The sequence below is a fragment of the Sphingomonas sp. RIT328 genome (assembly GCF_000632225.1).
Taxonomy (GTDB): Bacteria; Pseudomonadota; Alphaproteobacteria; order Sphingomonadales; family Sphingomonadaceae; genus Sphingomonas; species Sphingomonas kyungheensis.
This window is the reverse complement of the sequence record NZ_JFYV01000045.1, coordinates 159,120-183,016: the sequence shown is the minus strand read 5'-3', so window position 1 is coordinate 183,016 and position 23,897 is coordinate 159,120. Positions and strand designations below refer to the sequence as shown.

The 23,897-nt window shown below is 67.7% G+C and carries 14 protein-coding genes; 11 read left to right on the top strand and 3 right to left on the bottom strand.

Annotated features, from left to right (window positions below):
• Positions 1-775 precede the first annotated feature (775 nt).
• On the bottom strand, positions 776-6,892 hold the full coding sequence (locus BW41_RS16460) for a DUF3320 domain-containing protein (protein WP_152542371.1): 6,117 nt from the start codon (positions 6,890-6,892) through the stop codon (positions 776-778).
• Between the two features lie 1,019 nt (positions 6,893-7,911).
• On the opposite strand from BW41_RS16460, the gene BW41_RS16455 reads away from it, so the two are divergent.
• From BW41_RS16455 to BW41_RS16435, 5 genes are all read left to right on the top strand, one after another.
• Positions 7,912-8,235 (top strand): DUF962 domain-containing protein, encoded by a 324-nt coding sequence (locus BW41_RS16455; protein ID WP_037535666.1) that lies wholly within the window; start codon positions 7,912-7,914, stop codon positions 8,233-8,235.
• A gap of 644 nt (positions 8,236-8,879) precedes the next feature.
• Positions 8,880-9,092 (top strand): hypothetical protein, encoded by a 213-nt coding sequence (locus tag BW41_RS21650; protein WP_037535663.1) that lies wholly within the window; start codon positions 8,880-8,882, stop codon positions 9,090-9,092.
• 326 nt (positions 9,093-9,418) lie between these two features.
• On the top strand, positions 9,419-9,742 hold the full coding sequence (locus BW41_RS16445) for a winged helix-turn-helix transcriptional regulator (RefSeq protein WP_235199808.1): 324 nt from the start codon (positions 9,419-9,421) through the stop codon (positions 9,740-9,742).
• Between the two features lie 183 nt (positions 9,743-9,925).
• Positions 9,926-10,789: an alpha/beta hydrolase gene (locus BW41_RS16440; protein WP_152542370.1), complete on the top strand. Its 864-nt coding sequence runs from the start codon at positions 9,926-9,928 to the stop codon at positions 10,787-10,789.
• A 44-nt stretch (positions 10,790-10,833) separates the two neighbouring features.
• Positions 10,834-11,814, top strand: a complete 981-nt coding sequence (locus BW41_RS16435) for a substrate-binding domain-containing protein (protein WP_037535661.1) — start codon at positions 10,834-10,836, stop codon at positions 11,812-11,814.
• On the opposite strand, the gene BW41_RS16430 is transcribed toward BW41_RS16435, so the two are convergent.
• Positions 11,811-12,743 (bottom strand): alpha/beta hydrolase fold domain-containing protein, encoded by a 933-nt coding sequence (locus tag BW41_RS16430; RefSeq protein WP_081793161.1) that lies wholly within the window; start codon positions 12,741-12,743, stop codon positions 11,811-11,813. The two genes, BW41_RS16435 and BW41_RS16430, sit on opposite strands and share 4 nt — an antisense overlap.
• A 152-nt stretch (positions 12,744-12,895) precedes the next feature.
• Between BW41_RS16430 and BW41_RS16425 the strand changes: the two genes are divergently transcribed.
• Genes BW41_RS16425 through BW41_RS16405 form a run of 5 tightly spaced genes read left to right on the top strand, consistent with a single transcriptional unit; the run spans position 12,896 to position 20,470 of the window.
• On the top strand, positions 12,896-15,214 hold the full coding sequence (locus BW41_RS16425) for a TonB-dependent receptor (RefSeq protein ID WP_161773146.1): 2,319 nt from the start codon (positions 12,896-12,898) through the stop codon (positions 15,212-15,214).
• Between the two features lie 7 nt (positions 15,215-15,221).
• Positions 15,222-16,853: a trehalase family glycosidase gene (locus BW41_RS16420; RefSeq protein ID WP_081793160.1), complete on the top strand. Its 1,632-nt coding sequence runs from the start codon at positions 15,222-15,224 to the stop codon at positions 16,851-16,853.
• Positions 16,854-16,885: 32 nt separating this feature from the next.
• Positions 16,886-18,172, top strand: a complete 1,287-nt coding sequence (locus BW41_RS16415; protein ID WP_051583603.1) for an acetyl-CoA hydrolase/transferase family protein — start codon at positions 16,886-16,888, stop codon at positions 18,170-18,172.
• Positions 18,169-19,413: an MFS transporter gene (locus BW41_RS16410; RefSeq protein WP_081793159.1), complete on the top strand. Its 1,245-nt coding sequence runs from the start codon at positions 18,169-18,171 to the stop codon at positions 19,411-19,413. Before BW41_RS16415 ends, BW41_RS16410 begins: the two co-directional genes overlap by 4 nt.
• A gap of 4 nt (positions 19,414-19,417) precedes the next feature.
• Positions 19,418-20,470: an alpha/beta hydrolase gene (locus tag BW41_RS16405; protein ID WP_161773145.1), complete on the top strand. Its 1,053-nt coding sequence runs from the start codon at positions 19,418-19,420 to the stop codon at positions 20,468-20,470.
• Positions 20,471-20,767: 297 nt separating this feature from the next.
• Here BW41_RS16405 and BW41_RS16400 read toward each other — a convergent pair whose 3' ends face one another.
• On the bottom strand, positions 20,768-21,247 hold the full coding sequence (locus tag BW41_RS16400) for an Lrp/AsnC family transcriptional regulator (RefSeq protein WP_037535653.1): 480 nt from the start codon (positions 21,245-21,247) through the stop codon (positions 20,768-20,770).
• A gap of 307 nt (positions 21,248-21,554) precedes the next feature.
• Here BW41_RS16400 and BW41_RS16395 point away from each other — a divergent pair, with 307 nt between their 5' ends.
• Positions 21,555-23,894 (top strand): TonB-dependent receptor, encoded by a 2,340-nt coding sequence (locus tag BW41_RS16395; RefSeq protein WP_081793157.1) that lies wholly within the window; start codon positions 21,555-21,557, stop codon positions 23,892-23,894.
• The last annotated feature ends 3 nt before the right edge of the window (positions 23,895-23,897 follow it).

The window sequence follows — 23,897 nt, the reverse complement described above, 5'->3', positions numbered from 1 at the left end:
TCGCCCTTCGCGGCCCGTGGCTGGCGAGCGCGCGGGCTCCCGCGGACTTCGGAAAGCGCTCCGCCCAGGAGTCGTCCGCGATGCCGGTTGTTTACGATCTGACGGTCGCCAAGCTGCTCGTCGTCGCAGGGCGAGCCAACGCCAGAGGTGCCGCATGCGGCGAGCGGCCAGGTTTCGGACGTCGCCGTCGAGACGCCGATGATCGTCAGCCGCCTGCTGCGGGAGTCGTCGAACAAGCCCACGCCGGATCCCCATCCGCGGGCGCTGCCGGTCGGCTCTCCCAGCCGGCGGCACCGCCTCACATTGAAAACGAGGCGATGCCGGCCCGTGAGCCGGGAGGTGACAACCTGCGGTAAGACAGGCGCGAGCGTCTTTAGGCCCGAAGACCCTGGACATGCACGCCCGCTTCCCGGCCGAAACTGGTTCGGGCCGGGCTTACGGCTACTTACCGACGAGGTTGTCACGCCTCGGTCCGCCTGCTGGCGAACCCGTCTGCTCTACGCCCAGAGTGTTAACGCGATCAATCCGCGATCGGGATCGAGCGGTTCTTTTCGGGCGCCGTGATGGACATCGACGTTGGACGTCGAACACCTCCCGAAGGCCAATGCCGAGGTGACATGATCGGCCGAGTCGAGGCGAGCCGCGGTGAATATCCCAGGCAGGTGACGGGCCGGCCGCCGCATGCCGCCGGACCATGCCTCAAAAGGTGCCGTGAACGTCGATCGGGCGGCCGAGGTCTTCGGCCAAGAGCTCCGGTGGGGTGCGGACGATGTCCTCAGGCATTGAAGTGGCCCCTGATGTAGGCCGCCGTCTCGCTTGGGCTGAGGTCCTGCGTCGAGTTGCCGGAGCGGACGTAGAAACGCTCGCAGGACTGACCGCGCGCGTCGACCAACTTCACGAAGACCGCCGAAGGCGAAGGCTCGACGTCGATGCGGCACACGACCTTGCCGTCCTCCTCGGGAAAGCCGATCCGAACCCGGGAGGCGCGATACGCCTGTCCGAAGTGGTTCGTCACTAGGTTGGTCAGGTGCAGCTGCATCTTGTCCTGCGTGCCGCCGAGGGCGGCGAAGTCGCGCTCCAAGCCCTGGATCGTCCCGTCGTCGGCCACGCCGACGAGAAGCGTTCCACCCACCCGGTTCGCGAACCCGGCGAGCGTCTTGACGACGACGTCCTCGAGCTTCCTGTTCGGCGCCTGCAGGGCGACGTCCCATCGGAGCGTCTCCTTGAACTCGAGCGCCTCGTGCTCGCCCTGAGCTATCAGATCCAGCAGCGGGGAGGGCGGTCGGACGGGCTTCGGGGCGACGGGCGCCTGGGGCCCCTCGACCAGCATGCCGTTCCGGCGTTCCAGCCACTTCTTGCCGATCGCCGCCGCGGTGATCCCTGAGATGAGTTCGCGAAGCTGCCCGCTGGTCGACTTGAAGCCGATCGCCCGGGAGACCGCGAGGCCGATCTGCTCGTCCGTCGCTCCGAAGTTCGTCCGAACGACGTCGAGCACCGCGAGCTCGATCTCCGCAGGCGGGAGCGCCTCGCAGCGGCGCAGGGTCAGGGACGTGACCGCGCTCCGGTCGCGGATTCTGGGCTGCCGATCCGGCAGCGACAGGAAATCCCCGTCGCGTCGCAGCCGGCCGGTTCTGACCGAGACCTCGACGGCGATCTCGACGGCTTCGTGGATCCGGCCGCCTGCGCGCTTCAGGCCCCAGGCGCTGCGGATGCGGCCGACCACCTCGTCGACGTGCACCGGCCCCTCGACGTCCACCACCTTCTCGGCGAGCGCGGAGATGATGCCACGCGGAGCCTCGTGGATGTCGCAGACGATGTGGTCGGGCCGAGAGACGACGGCCTCCTCGTAGAGGCGGGGGGGCTTCGGCTCTTCCGCGGCGGCGAGACCGATCTCGGTCACGTCCTCGCGTTCGATCGCGACGATGTCGTAAGGCACCGCCCGATGCGCCTTTCGCCCGGCCGCCAAGGCGTCGTGCTCGAGCTTCGCCGCCTCGATGCGCGCAATGATGAGCTCCAGCTGCTCGTTCGGACGCTGGAACCAGTCGGTGCTCCAGACGCGGTGGATCGACCATCCATGGCTCTCGAGCACCGACTGGCGCAGCCTGTCGCGGTCGCGGGCGGACCGCGCGTCGTGGTACGACGCGCCGTCGCATTCGATCCCTAGAAGATACCGCCCCGGGCGGTCCGCGTCGGCGACGGCGAGGTCGATGAAGAAGCCGGCGAGGCCGACCTGGCGGTGGACCTGATACCCTTTCTCTTGGAGCGCCCTAGCGATCTGCTCCTCGAAGACGCTGTCGTGATCGCGCCCCGTGCTCTCCGCCAGGGTCATCTTTCCGGTGCGTGCGAAGTGCAGGAATATGCGGAAGGCGAGGACGCCCTTGCGGGTCGCCGCGAAGTCGGGATCGATGTCCTCGTCCGTCATCGACGCGAAGACCTCGCAGCGCTGCTTCGCCCGGCTGATGAGGACGTTGAGCCGCCGCTCGCCGCCGTCCGATCCGAGGGGCCCGAAGCGCATCGGCACCCGGCCGCCGGGGACCGTCGAGCCGTAGCCGACCGAGATGAAGATCACGTCCCGCTCGTCCCCCTGGACGTTCTCCAGGTTCTTGACGAAGAACGGCTCGGAATGGTGCGCCTGGAAGAAGGCTTCGACCTCGGGTGCGAGGTTGCGCCGCAGCAGTTCAAGCTGATCCAGGATGGCGCGGCGCTGCGCCGCGGAGAACGCCGCCACCCCGAGCGACAGGTCGCCGTGCTCCCTGGCGTGGGTGACGATGGCCTGGGCCACGATCCTCGCCTCGACCATGTTGGTCCGGGTCGCGCCGGCATCGAAGATGCCCTGCGGAATGTGATGGAAGCGAAGGCCCATGCCCGCTTCCGCAGTGTAGGGGCTGGGCACGATGAAGAGCTTGTTCTCGTAGAACTGGCGGTTGCTGACCGCGATCAGCGACTGGTGCTTGCTGCGATAGTGCCACCGCAGCATCCGCATCGGAAGTCCCCGCGCCGTGAAGAGGCCGAGGATGCTCTCGATGTCGGCGACGCGCCCACCGGCATCCTCCTCCTCGTCCGAGCCTCCGCTCGTCATCTTGGAGAAGAAGGCGGTCGGCGGGAGCTGCTTGGGATCGCCCACCACGACCACCTGCTTCGCACGGGCGACCGCTCCGAGCGCGTCTACCGGCTGGATCTGGCTCGCCTCGTCCATGACCAGCAGGTCGAATTCGAAGGCGCCGGGGGCGAGGAACTGCGCGACCGAGAGCGGGCTCATCATGAACACGGGCTTCAGCGCCTGCACGGCGGGACCGGCGTTCTCCATCAGCCTGCGGATCGGCATGTGGCCGCGCTTGCGCGCGATTTCCGATCGAAGAACCCCGAGGGGACCGGCCGCGCCTCCGTCGCGGGCGGGCACCCGACCATGGTGGGCCCGCGCCACCTCCAGGCTCGCCGCGACGATGCGCTGCCCGTCCATCTCGGCGAACTCGCGCGCGAGACGGCCGTGGAGCGTGCCATCGAAGCGGCCCAGCTCGGGCTGGGCGTCGACGAGGTCGGCATACACCGCCTCGTAGTAGGCCATCTCGAACCCGGCGACCCCGAGGGCAGGTTCGAGCCGTCCGTCCGCGAGCCTCGCGACGACGTCGCCACAGCCGAGCGCCTTCCCCTGCTCCGCGCGGTCGCGGTAGAACACCCATTGCGAGAGCTGCTCGCCGCCGGCGATCCATGCCGTCAGCCGCGCGTGCAGATCACGGATGTCGAGCAGCGAGGGATCCGCCTGGCCGAGGGCATATGCCGCATCGAGGCGCAGGAAGCCCACCTCCGCGGCGAACCGCTCCAGAAAGTCCCATCGCGCCGCCGTCACGGACCTCGCCAACGTCGCAGGCGCGGTCCGATCGACAAGACGACTCGCGAGCAGGCGGATGTCGGCATTCCCTTCGATCCACCGAACGGCGTTCGTCAGCGCGTCCCAATCGGTCTCCACGCCGAGCCATGCCGCGTCGAAGGCGGCTCGGCCAAGGGGCGCGCCCTCCTCGACGAGGCGCAGCATCCGCTGGCCAGCGTCAAGCTGACGGAGGAGGCGGCGGCGTTCCTCGAGGTCGTCCGGAGCGACGCGGAAGAGGGCGGACGACGCGACGTCCGCCCGATGCAGCCGAGACGTCGTGGCGGCGATCGACGGAAGGTTCGCGTGCAGGGCATCGGGCGCGTCCGCGAAGAGGCCCTGCCGGAAATCCCCGATGTCGTGCCACATCCGGTCGAGCAGGGCCGTGGCGTCCTCGAGCGATCGCGCAGTCGCGGCGGCCTTGCTGCCGATGCCGGCGCGGTCGGGACGTCGTGCGGCGATGATGCGCGGTTCGGCGCCGAGGCCGCGCAGCGACCTCATCCACTCGACGAGCGCGAGCAGCGGAGCCGACGCGGAGCGCTCGCCCCTCCAGTCGGCGCCGAAGGCGCTCGCCGCGAACGTCGCCTCGGCGACGAGGCTGCGCTTGGCCGCCTGGCCGCGCGCCAGCGCGTCCAGGAGGGACAGGACCTCGTCGGGACCGGCGTCGGGGCGGGAGAGGACGGACCGGACGAGCTTGTTCGCCCGGCGCCATTCGCCGCTGAAGAACCTCGTGAAGCTCGTGCCATGCGAGGCGAGCACGCCACGCGCATGCGAGAGGTCGAGATTCCAGGCGGCGTCGGTCAGTCCGCCGCCAACCGTCCCTCGCGCGGCCTCCAGTTCCGCGACGGCGAGCGCGACGTCGCCCGCACGCTCCACGCCGTCGTCCCAGAGGTCGGACGCGAAGGCCTCCGCGCTCGCGTCCGGCGCGGCCGAGACGCGTTCGGCGACGAGGACGAGGCGGTCGATGGCCGCGGCGTCCGTCGGGGCGTCCCGACCCACGAGCCTGGCGAGCGACGCGGCCTCCGCAAGCAGCCGCGGCAGCGTTTCGGCCGCCGACCGCAGGTCCTCGAACGCGGACGCGCCGAACGTCGGGGGCAAGAGCGCAAGCGCCTCCATCGTCTCGCCGAGGTCGGCGTCCCACGCCGCCGGCGTCATCGCCTCCGCGAGTTCGGAGCGGAGATGCCGGAAGCGCAGTCCGTGCTCGAGCAGGGCCGCGACGGCAGGCGCCTCCACGTCCCACGCGGGACTGGCGAGCGCGGCGGGAGCGAGGTCCGGCGCCGTCGCGACACGCATGGCCAACGCGATCAGAGGATCGGCGTCGGCCATTTGCTGCGGTCTCGCGGCCTCGAGCCGTTCGGCCAGCCGGGCCTGATCGTCGTCTATCGTCGACAGCTCGTCCGCGAGCGTCCGCAGGCGCTCGACCAGCCGTTCGACGTCCGTCGGGACGATCGAGGCGAGACCGACGCCCCGCCACAGGTGGTCGTCGGGCCGCCCGATCACGCCGATGCGGGCGACGAGCTCCGACACGACGTCGTGCCGTTCGGCGAAGTCGTCGGCGGACCACCGCTCCGCGTCGTCCAGCCTGACGTCCGACGGCCTCTCGCCGTCGAGGCGCAGCCGGCTGAGCTGCCCGACGACCTGATACGGGGTGAGCCCGGACTTCGAGTGTGGCTCATGCATGCGGCGGGCGTGGGCGTTGAGGCGATCCCGCGCCGTCAGGAGCCTGGCGTTGAGCGTGCCCGCGTCCTGCCCCTTCGGAGAGCCGAGCTCCCACGTGCGCCGCAGCTCCTCGAGCAGTCCCCGCTTGTTCGCCTTGCTGCTGTGCAGCTCGAGGCAGGCGTCGCCGACTCCGGTCGCGTCGAGGCGTCGCTTGACGACCTCGAGCGCGGCCATCTTCTCGGCGACGAACAGGACGGTCTTACCATCCGCCACGGCCGACGCGACGATGTTCGCGATCGTCTGGCTCTTGCCCGTGCCCGGCGGCCCCTGGATCACCATGTCGCGGCCACGGCGCACCTCGTGGATGGCGAGCGCCTGCGAGCTGTCGCTGTCCAGGATGTGCAGCATCTCCGCCGGCGGGATGAACGGATCGATGTTCGCATCCTCCGGGATCATGTCGCCGGAGCCCTCGAAGCCCTCGGCCAGCAGGCCGCGGACCAGGGGACGGTCGGTGATCCGGCCGCCGGCCGGCCAGTTGGCCGGATCGAGATCGCGATACATCAGGAACTTCGCGAACGAGAAGAAGCCGAGGACCATGCTGTCCGGCAGCACCTCCCATCCGGGCTTCGCGGCAACCGCGTCCGCTATCTCCTCGAAGTAAGCAGCGACGTTGAAGCCGTCGCCCGCCTCGAACACCGGGAGACGTATGCCCTGCGTCCGGTCCAGGAACGCCTCGAGCGAGAGGTTCGAGGCGTAGTCGTCCTGGCGCACGCGCAGCTTGAACTTCTCGCCGGCGTTGCCCCGCTCGAGGCTGACGGGGACCAGCACCAGCGGCGCGTAGCGGATGTTGGCGGCGTTCTGGGGGTCGATCCACTTCAACGCGCCCAGGGTCAGATACAGGATGTTGACGCCCTGCTCCTCCTCGAGCGTCCGGGCATCGAAGTAGAGTTCGAGGAGGCGCTTCTGCAGCCCCTTCGGCGTCAGCCGCGTCTGGAGCCGCGTGTCGGCGTGACGCGACTGGACGCCCCGCTCGTCGGCCACGTCGTCCTCCGGCTGGGCGAGATCCCGGATCTCGTCGGCGTCCTCCGCATCATCCATCGACGTCTCCGCCGCAGCCGCCTTCCCGGCCAGGAAGGTGAACGGTCGGCCCTCCCTGACGAGCAGCCGGAACACCTCGGCGCTGACCTCGTCGACGATCTCGACCGCGCGCGATCCCTTGGACGACCGCGGCATGTTGAGCAGTCTGTTCCGGGCCGAAAGGTCGAGCAGTTCGGTCCTGGCGCGGTCCAGCTTCTCTTTCAGCGGCAGCTTGCTCTGGAAGATCGACTCGTCGTCAGGCGATTCGACGCCGGCTTGATTGGTGGCCACCCGAGGTTCCTCAATATCGTCCCATCGATAATGGTAGCATTACTGGCCAAGTCTAGCGGAAGCGTGAATGTCTGGCGGATTCGCCTAGCCGCATGGTCGTGTCGCCTACCGAGGGGTGGCGGGGTTCCAGCCGCCGCGTCGACCCCGCCGCCTCCATCGTCTCCGGTCATAACCTCGCACGCAGGCCGCGTGGCGCTACTACGCTTTCGGGTGCATCATGGGCATGCCGGATGCGGCGATGGTCCTTCACGGTCTGTTCGTGGTATCCGCCGAACGCGGCAAGGGTCATGGATCCGAACTCGTAGGCCGCCATATCCGTGTCCGAGGCCTCCGGCATGACGCGCTCGTTCCGGACTGCCGCTGACCCTACGCTTCCGGGGGCGCACGAGCGCTTCCTCAAAGTTCGGATCCGAAACCATTCCCGAACTCTGCGAGGAGCGTCTTCAGCTGATGGTCATTTCCGCAGCCCGTCGCCAACCGCCGTCGACCGTCAGGATGCGCGGTCCGGCCGGCATCGCAAGGGTTCGACCATCCGGGTTCTCGGCTTCCGCCGCATGACAACCGCGGTCACCATGCCGACCAGGATGAGCCTGCAGGACCGGGCTCGCGCAGCACCCGGCGTTCGTGAACGGATTGAGGCTCCTGCATAGCGAACCTCGCGGGTTTCGCATGCATGGAGTAGACCCCATTCGGCTCGCGGATATCGACGGGATCGAAATGCCGGCTGCCTCGGCGTGGTGGGAAGCCGGCTAGCGGAAACGGCGGCGCCAGCGTCCGCCGCAGAGCTCTTCGCCACGTCGTTACTCACGACGGGCAGATCAACCGCACCGTGACGGCCGCAGGTCTATGCGCCGCCGAGCAAACGATGCCAAGCCGAAGAAGACCTACACGCGCGGAGCCCCAGGCGAGCTCCCACATGAGGCACCTGAGGATGCCGACTTGCCGGATGCCGATTGCGGGCGTTGCGCCGCTTCGGCATGATCGGCGGCCCTCCATCTGGATCGGACGGATCGACGACGATGCGCATCGCAACCTTCGCGGACTTCTGGCCCTACTACCTGCGCGAGCATAGTAGGCCTGTCACTCGCGCGCTGCACTATGCGGGGACCACGCTGGTCTTGGCCTGCCTGATCGCAGGCCTGACGACCGGACGGTGGCGGCTCCTGCTGCTCATGCCGCTCGGCGGGTATCTGTTCGCGTGGGCGGCTCATCTGCTCGTGGAGAGGAACCGCCCTGCGACCTTCCGGTATCCGCTCTGGAGCCTCGCCGCCGACTTCGTCATGTACGGCTGCTGGCTGAGCGGGCGGATGTCACGCGAACTCGCACGAGCCGGCGTTCGCTAGCTCCTACGCGAAGCTCAGCTAGGACAGGCCCTCGATCCTGGCTTGAGGATGCTGGGCCTTGACCGCTTCGCGTTCGCGACCTGCCTATGGGCGTGTGACGACCATTGCGAGCACCGCCCAAGCCACGCATACTGCGAGAGCAGAGGCGACAACCTTGATGGTCGTCGCCACACGGCGGCGGTCTGCCTCTTGGTTCGCCTCGATGTGGTCGCGGGCTTCCGACCTCGCCACATCCATCGCTTCAGCCTGCAGGACGCTCCGGCAGTTCGGGCATCTTTGTGCATCGCCGCGAATCGCCTCGCGACATTCGGGACAACGAACGCCCCCCGACCGTAGGAGCGCCTGGTCGCGGGCTTCTTTGCTTGGTTGCAGGATCACGGCCATGACGATCCCAAGAGGTCCGAGAAGAAGACCGCAAAGAAGCATTCCGGGGGTGCTGAGCCCCCGGCGGCCGCCAATCACGCCGGCGATGACGCCGCTGACGACCCAGCATAGAACCACCGCTTCCATCACCGCTCCCCGCTTCTGAAGGCGCGTCGTATGGAAGATGTCTGTTTCACGTCAATGCGGGACCGGCGATCGGTGCGAGTGTTCCGTCGAATACAGCGTCTTGCGAAGTCCGCAGATTCGCCGCATCGGCAGAAATGGTCGAAAACGAACTGGTGGTCCTCGTCGGAGACGTTCTGAAGCGGACGCCGGCATGGCTGCGTCGCGAACTCTCCTCCACGGACGATGCGATGCGGCAGCGCGCCGAGGCGGCGTTGACGGCTATGATTGCCGCTGCCGTCTCCAGCGCCGTCCGATCGTCCGCCGACCCGGTGAACGGCCTCGTCTCTAGGTCCACCGGGATCCACTGAGCATGCATCGGGGCAGGCGCCTAGGGCCTCTCTGGCAGGCGCCGTTCCACGGTCGAGCCTGATCGCAGCAAGCGGGCCCGGCGGCGTTTGTCCATCTTCGCGGTGTCGTTGAGGACGTGGAAGTCCTCGAGCGACCGGGTGAAGCAGTGCAGCCTCGGTGCGCTGTAGGTCTGGTTGGCTGTGGGCACAGGGTGACTATGTGAGACATCCGAGGCGTGAAGGAGGCAGAAATTTGGGTCAGGGTGAGGCGGAAGTTACCCGCCGTCCGCCCGGCGGCTGATCTTGGCGATCGGCTTCGGCACGGGGTGTCCGCCGTCGATTGTCCGGTGCGCGACGTGCTCGACCGGATCGGGGACAAGTGGTCGACGTTGATCCTCGGTACGCTAGCGGCTGGCCCACACCGCTTCAGCGCCGTTCAGCGGACGGTCCCGGATATCTCGAAGCGCATGCTGACCCAGACGTTCCGCGACCTGGAACGCGACGGGCTGGTCGCGCGCACGGTGTTCCCCACGAAGCCGCCCAGCGTCGAGTATCGGCTGACGCCCCTCGGCCAGACGATCCTCGAACCTCTCGACGTTTTGGTCCGCTGGGCCGATCGCAGTCAGGCCGACATCGAAGCCGCACGTCAGGCCTTCGATACGGCCAGCTGAGCCACATGAGGCAGCTTTCTCGCGTCCCGGTCCCGACGAGAGCGAATGGCGACAGGCTGGACGCCATGCCGAAGGTCCGTCCGATCAGCCGCCGGCCCGACCGTTTTCGGCGCTACCGCAACAATCCGCTCGCCATTCACCGTCTCTGTGGTATCGATGTCAACAGACATGAGGACTTGAGACGTGGTCGGATCCGAACCAACATTGCGCGATCTGCCTGCGCTCCGCGAGGCCATGGCTGCCGAGGGCAGCGCGCTCCCGGCGCCCGATGTGAACGCCGAGGACCATCGAGCAGGCGGCGTGCCGTTGCGGCTCTACCGGCCAATAGGCAAGGCGGGGGTCCGCCCGCCGATCCTGATGTTCCTGCATGGCGGCGGCTGGGTTCTCGGCGACCTCGAAACGCATGACGCGTGCTGCCGTCAGATGTGCGCGGCGGCGGGCTGCGTCATCGTGGCGGTCGACTATCGCCTCGCGCCGGAGCATCCGTTTCCGGCCGCCCTCGAAGACGTGATGACGGCTTGGCGCTGGGTGCGGTCGGAGGCCGATGCGCTCGGCTGCGATCCGCGACGCGCGGCTATCGGCGGTGAAAGCGCGGGGGCCAATCTCGCGGCGGCGCTGACGCTCGTCCTGCGGGACGAGCGCGGGGAACAGCCGTTGTTCCAACTCCTCGTGCATCCGCCGACGGACCTCCGCCTCGAGCAGCCGTCCATCGATACCGTGCCGGGCATGAGCAGGTCGTTCCTGGAGGAGTGCATCGGAGCGTATGCCGGCCACACCCCGCTCGACGATCCGCGGCTATCTCCGCTTCGCGCCGGCGACCTGGCGAACCTCGCCCCCGCCATGATCTTGACGGTCGAGAACGACCCCCTGCGCGACGACGGCGAGTCCTACGCGCTGGCGCTCGCCCGGGCGGGCAACGACGTCGGCGTCCAGCGGCTGCCCGACCTGCCGCACGGCTTCATGTTCCTGCCTGCGACCCGACCGGAAGTCGCGGCATCGTTCCGCCTGCTCGGCGGCCGCGTCGCACGCTACTTCCGAACGGCGTGAGCGCGAGATTCCCTCCCAAGCCGAGTGCGACCCAGCGGCCGACCATGGCGACCATCGCGGATCTGGCGGGCGTGTCCAAGATCACCGTATCGCGCGCCCTGAGCGGCAGCGAACTCGTCCGTCCCGAACTGCGCGAGCGCATCGTCGAGGTGGCGCGCGAGGCGGGCTATCGCATGAACGTCGCGGCGCGGGCCCTTCGGACCCGACGGAGCCGGACGATAGCGCTGGTGATCGAGCGCCTGGTGGCGGGCGATCGGCCGATCTCGGATCCGCTGATCCTCGCGATCATCGGCGGCCTTCTCGAGACGCTGACTCCCGCGGGGCAGGCGATGCTCGTGACGTCGAGCGACCACTTCCTGGACGGGCAGGTCGTCGACGCGGACGGCATCGTCATGGTGGGCCAGGGCGTCGGGGGCGAGCGCGCGCGGATAGTCGCCGCCCAGGGTCTGCCCATGGTCGCATGGGGCGAGCGTCTGCCGAACAGCGGCATGGTCGTGATCGGCAGCGACAACAGGTCCGGCGGAAGGCTCAGCGCGCGGCATCTGGTCGACACCGGGCGTAGACGGCTGATCTTCCTGGGGGACGGGGACCATCCCGAAGTCGCCGCGCGGCTGGAAGGCGTACGCGACGTCGTCGCGACGACCCCCGCCATGATCGCCGCCGTCGTGCCCTGCGACTTCTCTCGACTGGAGGGCGCCGCGGCCGTGCGGCGGCTGCTGTCCGACGGTCTCGCCTTCGACGGCATAATTGCCGCCAGCGACTTCATCGCGGCAGGCGCCGCCGACGCCCTGCTCGAGGCGGGGCGCCGCGTACCAGAGGATGTCGCGGTGACGGGCTTCGACGACATAGCCGTAGCCGCCAACAACCGACCACGCCTCACGTCGATCCGTCAGGACTGGTCGCAGGCCGGCAGAATGCTCGGCGAGGCGGTGCTCGCCCTCATAGAGCGCCCGGACGACTTCGCGTCGCCGGACCTCCTGCCGGTGGAACTGATCGTCCGCGAGAGCACCGCCTGCGTCGTCTAGTCGCGGCGCATATGATCGTCGAAGTGTGCCGCCATGAGACCATAGACCTCCTGCGACTCGGGTAGGGTCGTATCGACGTGGTGCGCGTGCCATAGACCGTCGAACATCACGAAACGCGCGTCCACGCCGGCTGATAGGAGCCGTCTGTGCATGACCGAAGCGCTGCTGGCGGCGAAGTCGCGCGTGCCGGTTATGAGCAGCGTCGGCGGGAATGCCGCTAGCATCGCCGGATGGTCGCCCGGGAAGACGAGGGGATCGGCCGGATCGCTCCCCGCGAAATAGGGAAGGTCGTGCATTCGATGGATGTCGGCCGCGCCGGCATGGCCGTTCAACTGCCCCGCCAAGGCAAGCGAATCGCCGCCGACCTCGAGCCCCGAGCCATGCAGCATCGCGACAGCCTGCGGCGACGGCCGCCCCTCCGCGATAAGGCGGGCGACCAGCTGCGCGGTCAGATACGCTCCCGCCGAGCAGCCGTAGACGCCGATCGGCCCCTCCGTCTCGGCAAGCAGCGCGGCATGGACCGCGAGCGCGTCGTCGACCGCGGCGGGAAACGGATGCTCGGGGGCTAGGCGGTAGTCGACCGCGACCACCCGCATGCCCGTCGCCGCGGCAACCGGTACCGCCTCAAGCGCGGCGCCGGCTCCAGCGCCCCACAGGAACGCGCCGCCGTGCAGGCAGATCAGCGTGCCGGATCGGTCTGCACCCGTCGGTCGGACGTCGTGCACCGGCACCCCGCCGATCAAGCGCCGGACCACGGACGCAGGATAGGCGCCCAGCGCCTCCTCCAGCCGCAGAGCGTTGATGGAATCGTAGTGGCGCCGGCGATCCTCCAAGCTCCTCGGCGGTTCCGCCGGCCGTCGAATCACCTCGTCGAACTGCAATCCGGCCGCAGGACTGACCCAGGCGGCGAATTCGGGTGGGGGAACCATGCTTCCTGCCTCTGCTATCGATCACATCACGTCCGTGGCTCGTAGCAAAAGCCAAAGGAAGCTTGATACGACGCTTATTGACATCGATACCATTCTGCAAGATTGCAGGATCAGTAGGCCGCGGAGAACGCGGTGGTCAGGGGAGGATGCAGATGAGACCGGCTTTACGTTGCACCGCGGGCGTCGCGGCGGTCCTGCTGGCGACGCCTACCATCGCGCAGCAGTCGCCGCAGCCTCCGCTGCCTCCGCTCACGCCGGCGGACGGCAGGGCGTCCGCTTCGGAAGCCGGCGACGCGATTCCAGAGGAGGCCGACGCCGCGTCCTCCACCAGCCTGGGCGACGTCGTCGTGACGGCGCGGCGTCGTCAGGAGCGGCTGCAGGACGTGCCGCTCTCCGTCACCGCCTTCACGCCCGAGAAGCTGGCCGATGCGCGGATCGTCAACCGTACCGAGCTCGCCAACTTCACCCCGTCCCTGATCAGCATCACCGGCGGCTACCCAGGCGAGTTCGCGTTCTTCGCGCTGCGGGGGCAGGGGCCGGCGTTCGGCTCGGTGCCGGGCGTCATCAACTACTTCGCCGAGGTTCCGGCCCTCGTCGGCATCGACGGGCGCGTCGGCACCTTCTACGATCTCGCCAACGTGCAGGTCCTCGCGGGGCCGCAGGGAACGCTGTTCGGAAAGAACGCGACCGGCGGCAACATCCTGTTCGAGCCGGCGCGGCCGACGAACCGGCAGGAGGGATACGTCCAGCTCGAATACGGCAACCTGCGCGACGTCCGCGCGGAATTCGCCGCCAACCTGCCGATCGTCGCCGACAAGGTCCTGCTCCGCGTGGCCGGCGAGGTCGGACGCCGCGACGGCTACACGAAGGACGTCGGCCCGTACTTCCGTGGCAAGGACTACGACAACCTCAGCTATCAGAGCATCCGCGCCAGCCTGACCTTGCGGCCGATCGAAGGAGTCGAGCTCTACACCGTCGCGCGCTACCATCATTCCGACAACAACGGTCCGGGCACTGTGCTGCAGCAGCTCGATCCGTCGCTCGGCGCGCCGGCGGCGCCCGCCGCGCTGCTTCTTCCCGGTTTCGGCGGCGCGCTGGCGGAACAGCAGGCGCTGGGTCCGCGTCGCGTCGCGTACGACATCGACGAGTTCGCGCGGACCGACTACTGGCAGGTGATCAACCACGCGACGGTGGCGCTGAACGACGCGCTGACGCTGAAGAACGTCGCCAGCTATTCCGAGCTCACCTATCGGTACGCCTACGACTACGATGCGACGCCGCTGTCCATCAGCGGCCAGACCAGCGCGGTCGGTGCGCCGACGCAGGCGCCGACATACTTCACCGAGGAGCTGCAGCTCCAAGGCCGCCTATGGCGCGACGCGGTCAACTTCAGCGTCGGCGGCTACTACGATCGGTCGGGCCTGCGTCGCGACCAGGGGCTATACGTCATCCAGTATCCGCTGACGGCCGCCGTCGGTCCGGTGCGCGCGATCGTCGACAATCGTTCGCGCAGCCACGCGGTCTTCGGGCAGGCGACCGTCGACCTCGGCAAGGCGGGCCTGCTGCCCGGCCTCAGCCTTACCGGTGGGCTGCGGCACACGTGGGACGAGACGTCGACCTTCACGCAGATCTTCGTGCTTCCCGCGACGAGCGGTACGGGCAAGTTCGACTACACGAGCTACAACGCCTCGCTCGACTACGCCTTCGCCGATGGCGTCCACGCCTACGTGACGGCACGCGACGCCTTCAAGGCGGGCGGGGTCAACGGTCCGGTTCCCGTCGGTTCGCCCTTTCGAACATTCCCACCCGAGAAGCTGGAGGACGTCGAGATCGGCGTGAAGAGCCAGCTGCGCATCGCCGGCGTGCCGACGCGCTTCAACGTCGCCGCCTATCGCGGCATCTACACGGACATCCAGCGCACGACTCAGGAGGCGATCGGGGGCACCATCCTCAACGTGACGCGCACCGCCGCGCGCGGTCGGATCCAGGGCGTCGAAGTCACTGCGGGCATCGAGCCGTTACGGGGCCTGGCCCTCAACGGCAGCTATTCCCACACGGACGCGAGATACACGGAGGTCAGCGACGCCACGGCCGGCGCGATCCTGGCGGGGGCGGCGTTCCCGTACACGCCCAAGGACAAGGTCACGCTGGGCGCCGCCTACCGGACGGACCTCGGTGGCGCCGGCACGATCGCCCTTTCGGCGAACTGGGCCTATCAGAGCCGCTTCTCGACCGCGCAGAACAATCTGGCTCGCGTCGCCTATCTGCCGGCTTACGACACCCTGTCCGCACGCGCGGGGCTGCAGGGCATCGCCGGCAGCAATCTGGACTTCACGCTGTTCATGGCGAACGCGACGAACAACACGTTCGCGACGGGACTGCAGGATCTGTACAACGTCGGTGGCGGAACGGTGACCTACACCTACGGCGAGCCGCGGACCTACGGCGCACAGCTGCGCTTCCACTGGTAGGTCGGCGATGTCCACCCTTCTCGCGAATGAGCCCCCCCTCGTGCGAGACGCGTCCGGACCGGCGCTCCGCTCCGTTTCGGGAAGCCGGCGACGCGGAGCCTCGCCGGACGTCGCGTCGCCGGCGGAGCTCTACGGTCCGCTACTCGTCGAGGTCCAGCTCGCCCGGATATTCGAAGACGGCAAGACGTTCGTAGACGCCGTGCCGCTTCGCGCGCCGCACGAGATACGGGAGGCGTTCTCGGAGCTTCCCCCGGGCGAGGCGCCGCTGCGCCGCTTCGTCGCGGAGAACTTCCGCCTCCCGGCGGCGGCACGGGTGCACGCCGCCCATGGCGAGAGGGATCTGCGTGGCTACCTACGGTCCGTCTGGCCCGATCTATGCCATGACGGCGGAGCTCAGGCCGCCGGCGGATCGCTGCTTCCCGTGACGGGGGTCCACCCGGTTCCCGGCGGTCGGTTCGCCGAACTCTACTACTGGGACAGCTACTTCACTATCCTCGGTCTGATACGCGACGGGTTCGAACGGATCGCAGCCGAGACGGTCGAGGCGTTCGGGGAACTCCTGACGACCTATGGTCGCATCCCGAACGGGACGCGCAGCTACTATCTCAGCCGCTCGCAGCCGCCGCTCTACTACGCGATGCTGAAGCTCGTGCCGGACGCGCGGCCCGGAGCGTTGCGCCGTCGGCTGGACGCACTCCTGATCGAGCATGCGTTCTGGATGGACGGAGCGGCCGATCCCGGGGCGGCCGAAGGCGTGAAGCGGATCGTCCGGATGCCGGATGGCGCGATCCTGAACCGCTACTGGGACGATCGTGCCACGCCCCGCGACGAGTCCTATCTGGAGGACGTGAGCGCCGCCGCCCGATCCGGGAGGGATCATGCCGACGTGTTCCGGGGGCTGCGTGCGGGCGCGGAGAGCGGTTGGGACTTCTCGTCGCGCTGGTTCGCCGCGGGGCGCGGCCTGGAGAGCATCCGCACGCCCCGGATCGTACCGGTCGATCTCAACGCCTGCCTCTACGGCATGGAACGGACGATCGCGGAGCTCGCCGAGGCGCTGTGCGAGGACGGGATCGCGGCCCACTTCGGCGGCGCGGCGCGGCGTCGCCGGACGGCGGTGCATCGCTGGCTCTGGCACGACGACGGTCACTTCTGCGACTTCGACCTCGACGCCGTCGAACGGCGTGCGCCGCTCACGGCCGCCACGCTCATGCCGCTGTTCACGGGTCTCGCCAGCCGGACGCAGGCGGCGCAGGTCGCGCGCGCGACGGCCGAGGGGCTTCTCGCCGAGGGCGGCCTGCGCACCACCCTCGTGGAGACCGGCGAGCAGTGGGATTGGCCGAACGGCTGGGCGCCGTTGCAGTGGATCGCGTTCGCCGGTCTGCGCCGCTACGGCCACCGTCGTCTCGCGGACACGATCGCGACCCGCTGGGTCGGCACGGTGGATGCCGAATTCAGGCGCAGCGGCTGGATCCACGAGAAGTACGACGTGGAGTGTCGCACGGGCGGAGGCGGTGGCGAATACGTCCCCCAGATCGGCTTCGGCTGGACCAACGGCGTCACCGCCACCTTCATCGATCTGCTGGGGCTTGGCGCCGCACGCTCGCCCGACGCTGCCGTCCTAGCGGAGGCTGGCCGGTGATCCGGGCCACCGCCGCATACAGGAAGCGGCTGATGTCTGCGGATCGGGCGGTCGCGTCGATCCCCGACGGCGCCCGCATCTGCATGGCTCTCGGCGTCGCGCAGCCGCCCGCGATCCTCCATGCCCTCGCGGCGCGAGCGGAAGCGGGGGGCATCGACGGAGCGAGCCTCTACTATCTGTTGTCCACGTCGCTCGCGGGTCGCACGGTGCTGCGGCGCGAACTGCGTCATCGGCTGCGGCCGATGAGCCTGTTCCACAGCGCGGTGGAGCGCGCCATCGACCGGGACGCGGCGGAGAAGGGCGATCCGGACGTCGATCTGATCCCGGTGGCGTTCAGCCGCGTGCCACGCATGCTTCGCGACGAGGTGGGCGTCGACACCCTGATCACGCAGGTCGCGCCACCCGACGAGAATGGCGACTTCAGCCTCGGCACCAACGTCGACTACGCGCACGGGGTGGCGGGATCATGCGCCCGCGTGATCGTCGAGGTCAATCGCCACATGCCGCGCACGGGTCGCCACGGTACGATCCCGCTCTCCGCGGTGACGGCCATCGTCGAACACGACCAGCCTCTGCCGGAGATGCCCTCGACGCCGCGCCGCCCGGAGGACGAGGCGATCGCCGCGCTCGTCGCCGGTCTGATCGACGACGGCGCCTGCCTTCAGATGGGGATCGGCGCGGTGCCGGAAGCGGTCTGCGCGGCGTTGCATGGGCATCGCCACCTGGGCGTTCATTCGGAACTCATGACGCCCGGCCTCGCGTCGCTGATGCAGGCCGGCGTCGTCGACAACAGTCGCAAGCGGGAACGTCCGGGCAGGACAGTCTTCACCTTCGCCATGGGGGACGGCGGGTTCTATCGGTTCCTCGACGGCAATCCGGATGCCGAAGCCCATCCCGTCGACTACGTCAACGATTTCGCCGTGATCGCCCGCAACCCGAAGATGACGTCCATCAACGCCACGCTCGAGGTCGATCTCCACGGCGCTTGCAACTCGGAGGGGATGAACGGCCGTCAGTTCAGCGCGGCGGGCGGGCAGCTGGATTTCGTCCGCGGCGCCGGAGCCTCCGAGGGAGGCAGATCCATAATAGCCTGCCACTCGACAGCGGCGGGCGGTACGCTCTCCCGAATCGTGCCGCGTCTCTCGGGCCCCGTGACGACGCCGCGCAACGACGTCCACATCGTCGTGACGGAGTTCGGAGTTGCCGACTTGCGAGGCAAATCGCTGGTCGAGCGGCGAAGGGCGCTGATCGCGATCGCCCATCCGAAGTTCAGGGACGAGCTGACCGCCGCCTCCGATGCCCGCAGGAGCGGCTCATGACCCCCTCGTCCTCCCCGTCCGACATCCTGCCGCCAGGGGCGGCTAGCGGCCTTCTGCCGCGACCTGGTCTATCCACGAGGATCTCCGGCCTCTATCTCGCGGTCTACCTTCACTTCGGCTTCTTCGGCTTCCTGCCGCTGTGGCTTTCCGCCACGGGCGCAACCGCGGGTGAGATCGGCATACTGATGGCGATCCCCCTCATGCTGCGGCTGGTGACGGTGGCGCCGTTCTCTGCCTGGGCGGGCCGAACAGGTCGGGTACGCAGCGCCATCGCGTTCACCGCGCTCGGCTCCGCCGCGCTGATAACGCTGCTGCTCCGCCAGCCGGATCACCTCGGCCGCGTCCTGATCGTCGTCGCCTTCTCGACCACTTGGGATCAGATACCGGTGCTGACCGACGCCTATGCGGTCATGGCCGTGCGGCGTGACGGACTGGACTTCGGCAGGCTTCGCGTCTGGGGTTCGATCGGGGCGGTGGCGTCGAGCGCCGGAGCAGGCTGGGCGTTCGGTCTGACCGGGATCGCGGCGCTACCATGGCTCGTCGCCGCACTGCTCATCCTGCCCGCTCTGGTGACCCTGGCGCTTCCGTCCGACCGGACCGCGGCGGATGAGGCCGGGCTCGCTGCGGGAAGCTGGCGGCAGGTGGTAGGCGACCTTACGTTGATGCGGCTCGTCGTCGCGGCTTCGCTCGTGATGGCGAGCCACGGCGTGCTGACCAGCTTCGGTCCTATCCAATGGGCGGAGCGCGGCATCTCGACGGGCGTCATCGGCATGCTCCAGGCGATTGCGGTCAGCGCCGAGATCGTCGCCTTCTGGTTCGGATCGAAGCTGCTGGGCCGCAGGGACCCCGGCATGCTCATCTGGCTGGCCGGCTGCGTTTCGATCGTCCGGTGGCTCGTGATGGCCGGCGACCCTTCGGCATCGCTCCTGTTCGTGGTGCAGCTTCTGCAGGGGGTGACCGCGACGGGAGCCATACTGGGCACGATGCTGGTCATCGCCAGCCGCGTGCCGCTCGCCTCTAGCGCGGCGGCGCAGGGTCTGAATGCGGTTCTGCTGGGTCTGGCGCTGGCCGCCACGACCGCCGGCGCGGGTGTCCTGTGGCAGCGCGGCGTGTCCACCGCCTATCTCAGCATGGCCGCGCTCGCGGCGATCGCCGTCTTGCTCGCCTGGCCTGGATGGCGTCTTGGGAGCCGCGACGTACCGGCGCCGGACGAACCGCCCTTCATGCAGGAACGGAGTTGAAGCTATGCCGTCCAGGATCCGCTATCTGATGCACAGGGCCATGATGGCAGCCATGGTCGCGGCGGCGGCAAGGGGAGCGGCGACCGCGGATACCGGACGCCCCGCCGGCAGGAACCTCGCCAACTGGGATCTTCCGAACACGCTCAGTCCGGAAGGACGTGCGATGGCGGCGGCGATGGCCGCGGCTCCGTCACCCGATCCCACGCCGCCCCTGGAGGCGCAGCGACGGTTCGTCGCCGATCTTCAGGCGGGCATGGGCGCCGAGCTCGCCAAGCGCCACCAAGTCCGCGTCGAGAATTCCTCGATCGCCGGGGTGGCCGTGCGCATCCTGCTTCCAAAAGGCGTCAAGACGCTCGGTGACGGTCCCGTACTGCTCAACCTGCATGGCGGCGGCTTCCAGGCCGATTCCGGATCCTTGACCGAAACCATACCGATCGCCGCGATGACCGGCATCCCGGTCGTCGCCGTGTTGTACCGGCTCGCGCCGGAGCATCCCTATCCGGCGGCTCTCGACGACGCGCTTGCGGTCTACCAGAACTTGGAGAGGACGCATGGCGCGTCAGGCATCGCGGTCTATGGCACGTCGGCGGGCGCGGCGCTCAGCGGGCAGCTTCTAAGTCGTCTCGGCATGATGAAGCGGCCGATGCCAGCCGCCCTCGGCTACTTCTCCGGCAGCGCCGACCTGAGCACGAGTGGTGATTCCGAATCGTGGATGCCGCTTCCGGGTGGCGCGAAGACGATGAGGGAGAGCGTCGCCTCCTATGTAGGCACGACTTCGGTGGACGATCCGATCCTGTCGCCTCTCAAGGGCGACGTGTCACGTTTTCCGCCGACCCTGCTGGTGACGAGCACGCGTGACATCCTGCTAAGCCCCACCTCAATCTTCGCCCGCAAGCTCCTGGAGCGAGGCGTCGACGCGAGGCTCGTGATCTTCGACGGCCTGCCGCACGCCTTCTGGGCCTACATGGCGATACCGGAAACCGACGAGGCCAACATCTTGATGTCGCGGTTCCTCAGAGCGCGCCTCTCGCCCGCCCGTCGCCCCGACGAGGGCTGAACTCCTCTATCCCTTGCTGCGCACTGCGCACTGCGCCGGCGTCCGCCGCTATCAAGAGGGGCCGTCGCGTCGGGAAAGGGCGGAAGCACGGCGATGGATTGTCTCTCGGTGACCCGTTACTGCTCCGACGGAGGCTCAGGTCTGTCATCATCGCCTCTCAGCCGCCTCGAAGTCCCTGACGATCAGGCGATGCAGCCAGAATGCTGGCGCATCTTAGGTGTGCCGTCACCGGAGAAGCTGCCTACGAAGCTCCATTCGGAGGTTCCATGGGCTCGAACCCTCTATCCTCGAGGAATATCATCCGCTTTCCAGAGGAAGGGGTAGCGGAACGGCACTGGTGTTGCGGAATTCGCTCACGGCGAAGGACGTCGAAACCTCGGAGATCCTGACCTTCTTCGTGAGAAGCTTGTAGAACGTTTCGAAACCTTCGATGTTGGGGAGTAGAACCTTGATGATGTAATCGACGCTACCGGAAAGTCTGTAGAACTCGATGACCTGAGGAATGCTTAGCACGGCCTCCTTGAAAGTCTCGTTCCACTCCTCCGAATGTTCGGCCGCCTTGATATTCACGAAGGCGACGAGGTTAAAACCCATGGATCGAGCGTCGATCAGAGTGACGCGTCCCTTAATCACACCCTTCTCCTCGAAGACCTTCATCCTCTTCCAGCATGCGTTCATGGAGAGGCCCACCTGTTCGGCCACCTCCTTGATGGTGGTGTTCGCGTCAGTCTGGATGATCGACAGGATCCTGACGTCGATGAGATCGAATTCGTGCACGTCATCTCCGCGTTAATCTCGGTCCGAACGATAAGCTCCGGGTCGCCCGTCCTGGTCGCAGGGGATAGAACGATGGGCGGCAGGCGGGAAGGCCTAGCAGCAGGCACCAAGGCAGCGCTCGGCGCACTGCAAAAGAAATTCGCCTTAAATTATCATAAGGCGAATTTATTACCTTGAAAAACCTGCAGTGGTGGAACAGAACCCATTTCGCGAGACGTTGAGGTCGTCGAGGCGACAGCGGCGGACTTGGCCGAGATTACGTCCCATCGGCTTGGAGGCCGGGGCAAACGGACAGGAGCGGTGCGGAATGAGGTGGGGAGCATCATATGCAGCCGTCGCGCTGGTTCTGGGCGGAGTCGAACAGGCGTCCGCCCAGACGGTGGCGCGATACCAGTTCGACATACCCGCCTCGGTACGAGCGGCGGCGATCCAGGCCGTCGCCCATGCGGCGGGGGCGGACGTGTCGTTCGCCGAGCCGGGCGACGCGTCGCTCCACGAACCCATCAAGGCCATCCGAGGCAAGCTGACGCTCGCGCAGGCTCTGAGGCAGGCGCTGGCAGGCAGCGACTGGTACGTCGAAACGGCAGGCAACGGCCAGATCCGCATCGCGCGGAGGGGCGGCAACTCGTCGGACATCATCGTGACCGGAGTGCGCGATGCCATCCGCAAGGAGGATTCCAACCTCCTGACCCGCTCGGACACGCCGCTCAAGGACACGCCCGGCACCATCGTGTCGGTGACGCAGGAGGTGCTGGCTTCGCAGAACACCACGTCGGTGAGCGAGGCGCTGCGCAATCTTCCGGGCGTCACCTATACGCCCGGTCCTCCCAGCCAGGTCGGCTCGCGTGGCGATACGACCCAAGGCGCCTCATTTACGAGCGGCCTGCGCAACTCCGCGGTCGGTGGCGACGCGCCGACGATCGACGTGGAATCCATCGAGGTGCTGAAGGGGCCGTCCTCGGTCCTCACCGGAACCGCGGTCGCCGGTGGGCTCGTCAACTTCAATCCCAAGCGCGCGCTCGGCATCAGCGATCAGCAGTTCGACATCGGCGGCGGCAGCAACCGGTACACGCGCGGTTCCGTAGACGTCGGCGGCGCGATCTCCGAGGAGGATCGTCTCTACTGGCGACTCGTGGGTCTGGCCGAGCATGCGGATCGGCAGAACAACGGCGGCCGGTCTCCGCACTCGTATGTCGCGGGCGCGATCTTCGCATATCGCGATCACGGCTGGAAGATAGACGCGAGCTCGCAGTTCTACGACACGCGGATCGTCTACGGGAAGCTCTTCTACGACGACCTCGCCACGAACACCGTCAAGCCGGTGACGGCGTTCTCAAACGAGAACGACTACTACCGCGTCAAGTCTCTCGCACAGAACCTGAGCGTGGAGCGCGACCTAGCGAGCTCGGACCACTTCACGCTCCGCCTACGTTCCCGCCTGCGATACCAATATGCGGAGCAGACGCTGCAGAATCTGCTGTATCAGGGCAAGAACAACATCGGTCTGCCGCAACTGCAGGATACGATCTCCGGCAACGCCAGCTTCTCCAAGAACAAGCAGTTCAGCTCCTCTACCGACATCTACGCCAAGCTAGCCACCGGGCCGGTGACGCAGCAGATCATCGTCGCGTTCGACTATGCATGGCAGAACGCCGATCAGCTGGCACGGTCAACGAACACGTTCGTTCCGCTCCAGCCGGCTCCGGTGCTCGCAACGCTGCCGGACAGCACGACCTTCGGCCGCAACACGCTTCTCGCAAGCCGAAAGGATTACGGCGTCGTCGTGCAGGATCAGATCGCCTGGGGTCCGCTGCATGCGCTCCTGAGCCTGAGGCAGACCTGGTTCGACCTCGATAGCAGGCAGCAGTTCATCTTCACGCCCACGATCATCAACAACAACGGCGAGCAGAGGATCAGCAAGCTGCTGCCGACGGGCGGTCTGGTGCTGAGCGCCACGGACTGGGCGTCGATCTACTACACCTACCAGAAGGCCATCACGCCGCCACGGCTCAACGTTCTGGTAGCGGCCGGAGTGCCCTTCCCGCCCAGCATCAGCACCGGCCACGAGGCTGGCGTCAAGCTGGAGCTGTTCGATGGGCGGATGTCGCTGACCGCCGACTACTTCCGCAAGTCGAGCAACAACCAGCCGTTCTTCAATCCTGCGAACCCCGCCTTCTCGCTGATCGGTCCGGGCCAGAAGTCCGAGGGCTTCGAGATCAATCAAAGCGGGAAGATCACGCCCACGTTGTTCCTGCAGAGCGGCTTCGCCTATGCGACGTCGAGGATCGATGTACCCCTGATCTCGGCACCGAAGTACCAGGCCAACGCGTGGCTGCTGAAGAGCTTCAAGGTCGGAGACGGGGAGATCGACGTCGGCGCCGGCGGAAACTACCAGAAGGGGGTCAATCTCGTCCTGACGAACTTCACCACCGGCGTGACGACCTACCCGGCATTTCCACAGGACTACCTCCGCTTCGATGCGGCCATCGGCTACAAGACGGGACCTTTGAAGCTCAATCTCACGGTCAACAACCTCTTCGACCGGTTCAACATCCTCACGCCGCTGGTCGCCAACAACCTCTATCAGGGCGTCGGGCGCGAGTTCCGGCTGGTCCTGACGACGGCTCTTCCGCGGTCGCGTCGCTGACCA

Coding starts and splice junctions, on each gene's coding strand:
- BW41_RS16435 (WP_037535661.1), top strand. CDS start 10,834: ATGGCGACCATCGCGGATCTGGCGGGCGTGTCCAAGATCACCGTATCG.
- BW41_RS16415 (WP_051583603.1), top strand. CDS start 16,886: ATGTCTGCGGATCGGGCGGTCGCGTCGATCCCCGACGGCGCCCGCATC.
- BW41_RS16455 (WP_037535666.1), top strand. CDS start 7,912: ATGCGCATCGCAACCTTCGCGGACTTCTGGCCCTACTACCTGCGCGAG.
- BW41_RS16405 (WP_161773145.1), top strand. CDS start 19,418: ATGCCGTCCAGGATCCGCTATCTGATGCACAGGGCCATGATGGCAGCC.
- BW41_RS21650 (WP_037535663.1), top strand. CDS start 8,880: ATGGTCGAAAACGAACTGGTGGTCCTCGTCGGAGACGTTCTGAAGCGG.
- BW41_RS16420 (WP_081793160.1), top strand. CDS start 15,222: ATGTCCACCCTTCTCGCGAATGAGCCCCCCCTCGTGCGAGACGCGTCC.
- BW41_RS16395 (WP_081793157.1), top strand. CDS start 21,555: ATGAGGTGGGGAGCATCATATGCAGCCGTCGCGCTGGTTCTGGGCGGA.
- BW41_RS16410 (WP_081793159.1), top strand. CDS start 18,169: ATGACCCCCTCGTCCTCCCCGTCCGACATCCTGCCGCCAGGGGCGGCT.
- BW41_RS16425 (WP_161773146.1), top strand. CDS start 12,896: ATGAGACCGGCTTTACGTTGCACCGCGGGCGTCGCGGCGGTCCTGCTG.
- BW41_RS16430 (WP_081793161.1), bottom strand. CDS start 12,743: ATGGTTCCCCCACCCGAATTCGCCGCCTGGGTCAGTCCTGCGGCCGGA.